General features: G+C 39.6%; 9 protein-coding genes and 1 tRNA gene. 3 read left to right on the plus strand and 7 right to left on the minus strand.

Annotated elements, in window-relative coordinates:
- Positions 1-505: 505 nt before the first annotated feature.
- Positions 506-2,788 carry a UvrD-helicase domain-containing protein gene (locus WYK_RS05185; RefSeq protein ID WP_040373526.1) on the minus strand — a complete coding sequence of 761 codons (2,283 nt, stop codon included), beginning with the start codon at positions 2,786-2,788 and terminating at the stop codon, positions 506-508.
- Positions 2,789-2,964: 176 nt separating this feature from the next.
- Here WYK_RS05185 and WYK_RS05190 point away from each other — a divergent pair, with 176 nt between their 5' ends.
- Positions 2,965-3,276 (plus strand): hypothetical protein, encoded by a 312-nt coding sequence (locus tag WYK_RS05190; RefSeq protein ID WP_040373527.1) that lies wholly within the window; start codon positions 2,965-2,967, stop codon positions 3,274-3,276.
- 42 nt (positions 3,277-3,318) lie between these two features.
- On the opposite strand, the gene WYK_RS05195 is transcribed toward WYK_RS05190, so the two are convergent.
- From WYK_RS05195 to WYK_RS05220, 6 genes are all read right to left on the minus strand, one after another.
- Positions 3,319-3,900 carry a spore coat protein gene (locus WYK_RS05195; protein ID WP_040373528.1) on the minus strand — a complete coding sequence of 194 codons (582 nt, stop codon included), beginning with the start codon at positions 3,898-3,900 and terminating at the stop codon, positions 3,319-3,321.
- A gap of 119 nt (positions 3,901-4,019) precedes the next feature.
- Positions 4,020-4,244, minus strand: a complete 225-nt coding sequence (locus tag WYK_RS05200) for a hypothetical protein (RefSeq protein WP_040373529.1) — start codon at positions 4,242-4,244, stop codon at positions 4,020-4,022.
- A gap of 147 nt (positions 4,245-4,391) precedes the next feature.
- Entirely contained in the window at positions 4,392-4,817 is a 426-nt protein-coding gene (locus tag WYK_RS05205) for a GNAT family N-acetyltransferase (RefSeq protein WP_040373530.1), read from the minus strand.
- A gap of 5 nt (positions 4,818-4,822) precedes the next feature.
- A complete protein-coding gene (locus WYK_RS05210; RefSeq protein ID WP_040373531.1) occupies positions 4,823-5,338 on the minus strand; it encodes a 2'-5' RNA ligase family protein in 516 nt (171 codons plus the stop codon).
- Positions 5,339-5,439: 101 nt separating this feature from the next.
- Entirely contained in the window at positions 5,440-6,165 is a 726-nt protein-coding gene (locus WYK_RS05215; RefSeq protein ID WP_040373532.1) for an alpha/beta hydrolase, read from the minus strand.
- 213 nt (positions 6,166-6,378) lie between these two features.
- Complete coding sequence (locus tag WYK_RS05220; RefSeq protein WP_235782443.1) at positions 6,379-6,600, minus strand: WYL domain-containing protein; 222 nt, start codon at positions 6,598-6,600, stop codon at positions 6,379-6,381.
- A gap of 183 nt (positions 6,601-6,783) precedes the next feature.
- Between WYK_RS05220 and WYK_RS05225 the strand changes: the two genes are divergently transcribed.
- Positions 6,784-6,856, plus strand: a tRNA-Val gene (locus WYK_RS05225).
- Between the two features lie 272 nt (positions 6,857-7,128).
- Positions 7,129-7,272, plus strand: a complete 144-nt coding sequence (locus WYK_RS25095; protein ID WP_169732056.1) for a hypothetical protein — start codon at positions 7,129-7,131, stop codon at positions 7,270-7,272.
- Positions 7,273-7,297: the final 25 nt, after the last annotated feature.

Consider the following 7,297-nt stretch of genomic DNA (forward strand, 5'->3'; position numbering starts at 1 on the left):
GTAGTTTATATAGGTTTAAAGGACGTGACGAAGTTAGTCGGCCATCCTTAAAAAAAGGATGCTTCTGCATTTCGTGTTGTCTAGCTTCAGCGCCCAGCTCCTTGTGCAAAAGATTGAGTGCCCTCTAAAAGGCAAAAAGCGCCTTTCGGGTCCCTCCCTATTTGACTTTAGGAGCTAACCGGGCGTCTCCGCTTTTCTAGTCGTCTAGCTTCGGCGCCCAGCTCCTTGTGCAAAAGATGAGTGCCCTCAAAAGGCAAAAGACGCCTTTCGGTTCCCTCCCTATTTGCTTTAGGAGCTAACCGGGCGCCTCCGCTTTTCAGGTTGTCTAGCGCCAGCAGCCAGCTTGCTGTGGAAAAGATGAAAGTCCTCAAAAGGCAAAGTGCGGCCTTTTGGTCCTTTCCCAATTTCCTTAGGCCCACAGGATGTGGGTCATGCCGGTGTTGCCACAGGACGTGGCGAACTTAGTCGGCCTTCCTTTAAAAGAGGGCTGCTTCTACTTTTCTATTCACAAATTCAAGAATCTTGATGGGTGTGCTGTTTTTCCTCTTCTTGTCTGTGGTACGGAGATATAGAGTTCCTGTTTGGCTCGTGTGGCTGCTACGTACATGAGTCTTCGTTCCTCTTCTAGTGGAGCGGTTTCACCTTTACGGTATGCTTCGAGCGAGAAGTCATGCGGTAAGCTGCCGTCAACAGCTGATAACAGGTACACTGATTTGTATTCTAATCCTTTTGAACGATGGATGGTCGTCAGTTGAATCGCATCTTGGAAATGCTTGGAGAGCTGCTTGACTTCCTTCACCATGGCAGCCATATGGTCCGCATGTTCAATGAATGCACTAATTGTTTCGAAGCGTCTTGCGGCTACTTTTAAATCCCGGATGTCATCCGATCCTTTATCTTCATTCCCTTCATCGCCTCGTTTTTTCACGTAATCATTAAAGCCGAGATCCTTTTCAATAAATTCAATCGCAACAGAAGGGGACAAGCCGGATAAAGAACGGATTTTTTCAGGCAATGTTTTTAGCTTTTTCTCCTGAAAGGCATGTCCTGTTTTAACATGCGAAAATGCATTAATAAAATCACAATCTTGTAAGATCGTTTGTGCTTTCATTTCCTGCAATGCACTTTGTTTTAAAAACAGGGAAGATAATATTGAACTCACTGGTTTTGGATCTTCAGGATCAAGCGCCAGCCGCATATAAGCGAGCATGCCTTTAACTATTTTTCGATCATAAAAGCTCTCGGCATCTCGTTCAATTACAAAAGGTAGACTAGAAGCTGCCAGCCGCTCAAAGATAGCTCGTGACATGGAATGCGTACGGTATAGGATAGCAAAATCACCTGGTTGAGCACCTTGTCTGATTTTTTCTTGGATATCCGTCACAATCATGGTTGCTTCGATTTCCTCATCATAAGGATAAAACAAAACGGGTGGGTTTCCGTTATCGTGCTGTGCTTTCATGGCTTTGACACGACGTTGTTTATTACGCTTAATCATACGGTTAGCTGTCGAGACAATTTTATGCGACGAACGATAGTTTTCTGTCAGTTTAATGACTTTTGCTCGTGGGAAGTCTCCTTCAAAATGGAGAATGTATGAAGGGTCACTTCCGCGGAAGGAATAGATGGACTGATCGTCATCCCCAACTACACACACATTTTGTGAATGGGCTGATAAGAGTTTAATTAATTCATATTGTACAGCGTTAATATCTTGAAACTCGTCGACTAAGAAATAGTGAAAGCGCTCTTGATATTTGGCTAATAGCTCTGGGTAGTCATGGAAAAGTAAATAACAGCCTACCAGCATATCGTCAAAATCATAACGGTCGGTTTGAGTTTTATAGTCTTCATAGCTTTTATATAATGATAGACAAGATGTTTCAAAATCATCCTTTGGTTTAATATCCTTAGGGAATCGGAGTGAGTTTTTCCATAATCCGATTTGCTGTAACGCTTGGTCATAAGCAAATTCTTTTTCATCTAATCCAATTTCTCGACCTGCGTTTTTAAGAATCTTTAACCGCTCCCACTCCCATTTCAAAAGACGATCCCGCTGCCATTGATCTGGTTGATGGAAAATCAGGATTTTATAGAAAATACTATGAAAAGTTCCGCTGACAAGCTGCGAAGCAATCATCGGTGTGATTCCTGGATAACTTAGAAGACGTTGTTTCATTTCAGCGGCTGCTTTGGCGGTAAATGTGACAAGCATGATGTTACGCGGGTCAATCCTTTTTTCCGTCAGCATAAACGCTGTCCGAACCGTTAACACCCTTGTTTTTCCGCTTCCAGCGCCAGAGAGAACAAGTAATGGCCCCTCAATCGTCGATGCTGCAGTAAGCTGCTGACTGTCAAGTATGACCCCGCATCTGGCTAATTCATTGAAATAAGGACTATCAATTGTTGAAGGTTTTACAAGTCTCTTTTCAAAATCTGGACTGCCGCTGACTTCTTTGGATGTAAGGAAGTTTTGCTGAACAGGTTTTTCTTCTGTAATGGTACGTGAGATAGGGATACGAAACCCATTTTGTTCACGATACTCTGCTGTTTCAGCAGGGGGAGCACTAGGGCTGGATTCCCATTTCAGGGTATTGCATACGGGTACATTTGGAGCTGCATGATAAAAATGCGGTTCTTCGTGTATACCTAAATATAATTTGACTGGTGAATGGCAAGCAGGACATAACAGATTCCCACGCTTCCCCTTTTCAAAAAGGGTTTGCAGTTCATCAGGTGAAATGCTGTCTAGTTTTATAAGTCTATTTTCTGATTTTGCTGCTTTCATAGGTAAACCCTCAAATCTGCTTCTGCTGAAATAGTACTGCAGGTTTTATCATAACAGAACGAAAAGAAAACAAAAAGTTGTAAAAGTGGTTTAACTAGTAGAAATATCGGGAATAGCTCTATGAGGACACATACATACATTTACTATTTAAAAACTTTAGGAAGGGTGAAGATAAAATGGGATACATAGCACCAGTCACACAGTTTGATTACATCCAATATGCTAATCGTACAGTTGCTGCCGAAAGCCAAGCGAATCGTTCTGTACAAGGAACATCTCCCATTTTCCCAATTAAGTTTTACAGGGAAATGAATACAGATCGTACTGAAACACAGCGAACAGAGACCATGTCGGATCAGGAACCTAAAGTAGAATTAAGTATGTACAACGATGCTTCTATACATAAGAACTATGTTTCAAGAGAAGTTATCGAACAAACAGCAACAGAGTTAACAGGCAAGGGATGGTTTGTTAATGCAATGGTGTAAGTAAAGTCAAAAGGACACATATGTGTCCTTTTGGGTTTACTATTAAAGAACGTCAACTTCGACAATAATCGCAAGCAGCAATTGTAGTAATAGCTGGATATTGATAGCGATTTGAGCATCAGTTGTTCTGATTTCAATATCACGGCTGTTTTCAACAATTGTTTTTTGGCGTGTAATCTGACTGATTTTAGACGTTTGCAGCAATTCTTGTGTGATTGCAGAAGAGTCCTGGCCGTCAGCAATTGAAATGCTGATAATGACAGCAATTGCAGCTTGAATGGCAGCTTGTAAAGAAAGTGCTGCTTTTAAATCAACTGAGGTAACTGTTACATCACAAGAATCTTTGATGAAAATTAACTCTTCAGATAATTGGAACTCTGAATTACCTTGAACAGCTCTTTGATCGATATTATTATCTTCGTTACGGCAAAATGCGGATAATGGGTGACGGTCGTCAGAATCCAGTGCAGACCATCTTTTTTCTTGGCGACGTTCTCTTCTATCATCCTCTCTGCAGCTGCTCTCTCTATGACGATCTCTGCTGCTTTCCTCTCTACAGCTGCTGCTTTCACTGCTGCTGCTCTCACAACGATTTCTATTACTTCTATACACCTCTTGATTCATAATAATCCTCCTTAGGTTTGATTCTTTATTAAAGTATGCGTCAACTGCCATGATGTTTGGACGAATCTACCTCGGCAAATAACTATTTTGTGCGGATTTTTGGGTTAAAGCATACGCGGTTATTTAGTTGAGTCGTAAACATTAGTAGTTGGATTTACATCGGCTTCGGTAATGCTGGTATGTTCTTCACTTAATTTCTTGTATTGCTCCTGCAGATGGAGAATCGTCTTTTTCAGTTGTGCCTTCTCTTGATCTGTAAGATTAATATTCTCTTTTTTGATGCCATGCTTTCGTAATGTGCTGGATACAAGCAGCTTCATTAATTCCTTTTGAGATTCCTCCATATTAAAGTTTTGATCACTGATAACAATCTCCTCCTTTTCCTTTCATACCATAGACTATGAAGATAGGAGCTGATAGGACAGGGGCAAACGTGGAATTTCTCCATTTAAGAGCAAAGAAAAATCCCGAACCAGTTGGTCCGGGATTACTTACCTGTCTTTTATCATAGTCTTATGAGGAATGCCAGCATCGAGGAATTCTTCCGAAACGATATGGTATCCGCGTTTTTCATAAAAAGGAATGGCTTGAATCTGCGCATTTAGTTTGAATGTATGAATATCTTGTTTGGTACCATATTCTTCAAGAGCATTCATAATAATTGTGCCGGCACCCTTACTGCGAGCGGCGGGCATGACGCAGATACGCTCAACCTTGCCAATTTTATCAAGGATACGGAAACGCCCCGCACCAGCAGGACGCTGCTGTTCATCATATAAAATAAAATGAGTGGAAACATCCTCAAACTGATCGATTTCCTCTTCTACAGGAACAAGCTGTTCCTCGACAAATACTTTCATACGAACATAATAAGCATCTTCAAGTTGTTTTTGAGTAGTTACAAGTTGTATGTTCAAAGATTTTATTCCTTTCCTAACTTGTACGTTTTATAAACGTTCCAAGTACCTTGTTCATTTTGTATCATTAACTGAATTTCAGAAATAACTTCCTGATGGGTTAAATCAAGCATGCTTAATTGACCTAGAACATCAGAATGCTCATTAATCGATAGATTCTGACCGATAGTAATATGCGGGACAAAATTGTAAGGCGAAGGTGCACCAGCAAACTCTTCTTGATTGAATGCATTGTACAATCCCTCAAGTTCTATTGAAGGCTCAACCTTAAAATAAATGGTATTTGAGACTGGTTGAAACGTGCTCGCTTTAAGAACCTTAAGCACCATAGGGTCGAAATGTGTAACAACATCCTCAATTTTCTGTTCAATGTTTTTAATTTCAGCATCTGACGCTTCAAAAGCCGCTTTAATTGTTACATGAGGTGCAATCAAGGAATAATTTGTATCATACCGTTTTCGATAGGAATTTGCTTTATCCTGAAGTGTCTTAGAAGGGAAAATAGCGATACCATATTTCATAAAAATACCTCCCGAGTGAGAATACTGTACTTTGTACGTTATTTCAAATAGTATACCAAAAATAGGTAAGATTGTGACGTGTGATAAGCAAACTACTATGCTTAAAACATTTCCTTTAAAGCTCGTTTAAGATCCTTTTGCCAGAACTTCCAGGTATGTATGCCTTCAAACTCATCATAAAAATAGGAAAAGCCTTTTTCTTTCATGAGTTTGCTTAATTCCTGATTTGGCTCGAGGAAGTTGGAAACTGAATCGTCAGTGGAAGAGGGGACTTCTGTTTCTCCTGTTCCAATAACATGATAGACTTCAAGTAAATGCGGTGTCTCAAAATCCCTGACTGCATTCATAACCGTTTCATTTACAAGTGGTGACTGCAAAATACACTTGCCAAATGTATGTGGATATTGAAGTGATGTCATGAGTGAGACGGTTGCTCCTAGTGAATCACCGATTAATGCGCGGCCCAATCCCATATGGTAAACCGGAAACTCTTCTTCAAGAAATGGAAGAAGCTCATGGGCGAGAAAACGTATGTAATTCTTATTTTGATCCCCATCTGGATGATACTTACTCCAGCGGTCATAGCGATTTTTATAAGGAACGCCCACTATGATGACATTCTCCATTTCCCCGCTGGCAAGCAGCTCATCTGCCACTCTCCCCATTCTGCCGAGTTGAAAATAATCCCGACCATCCTGAGCAATAAGCAGTGAGTATTTATATAGAGGAGAAAAGTTAGCTGGTAAATAGACAAGCAATTCTAAATCTTCCCCTAAAGCCTTGCTTGTAAACCTATATTCCTTAATGGTGCTCTTAGCTTCATTCATCCCGTCACACCCCTGTTGAATGTATTAAATTAGTTGAAAGGGCTTACGAAATAATTTTACCACACTTATTCTTGTAATTCCCGTTTAAAGGACGGCTGAATGATGAGCAAATAAAATCACTGTTCGATGGAGCGTAAGTAGGAGGACCAGCTTACCTAATCATGCACTGGTCCATATTTGGGGAATAAATAGGGAAGGGGAGGAATAGAAGAATCAACCTAATCGCTGTTTATTGGTAAGCAGCTGTGCAGATAGAATATTACTCACTTTAAATGTACGTTTTAACTGACGTAAACAGCAAAAAGCTCGAATTCGATCTCCTTCAATAGAAAGCACCTGTATTTTTCGCTGCGTAATCACACCTGACTCTGACATATATATAATTTCCACCATTCGATTCTGCTCCAAACTCTTTGCAAACATCGTCATCAACATCTTATCCACACCTCCATATATGTATTATATGCGAACGTATATTCTTTATGCAATAAAAAAAGAGAACGTTTGTTCTTTTTTGCTGGAAAAAGAACTATAAGCTTTCCTAGAAAAATAGTATTGACATTTACCAAAGAAAATATATAATTAGAAATGTACCAAAAACGACCATCACTACATAACGATCTGTTAGCTCAGCTGGGAGAGCACAACCTTGACAGGGTTGGGGTCGGGGGTTCGAGCCCCTCACAGGTCATCAAATTTAAAAGGCTGAAACTCTTGATATACCAAGGGTTTCAGCCTTTTTTTCTATTATTAATTAATGGAAGAGCCTGTCATTAGGTTCGGCTATGTATTTTTTTTTTGAAACTCATCCTAAATCACATTGAAGTAAATAATTATTGCAGAGTATGTGAATTTGTACTTGAGTAGTATAGTGAAGTGCACAGAGAAAAATAAAATAATAGAATAACATTATGTGATAAAATACACTTAAATGTTTTTAAAGCTATTATAAGGAGTCCAAAAATGAAAAAGAAAACAAGTTATTTAGCATTACTTTTAACGATTATCTTTATGGTTGGTTGTACTAACGTAGAGGATGCATCTGTTACAAATAAAGAAACAGATTCACAAGATGTAACCACCGTTAGAAACAAATTCAAATATTAGCGAATAAAAAAGATACTATCAATAC

The sequence above is a fragment of the Peribacillus psychrosaccharolyticus ATCC 23296 genome, from assembly GCF_000305495.1.
Taxonomy (GTDB): domain Bacteria; phylum Bacillota; class Bacilli; order Bacillales; family DSM-1321; genus Peribacillus; species Peribacillus psychrosaccharolyticus.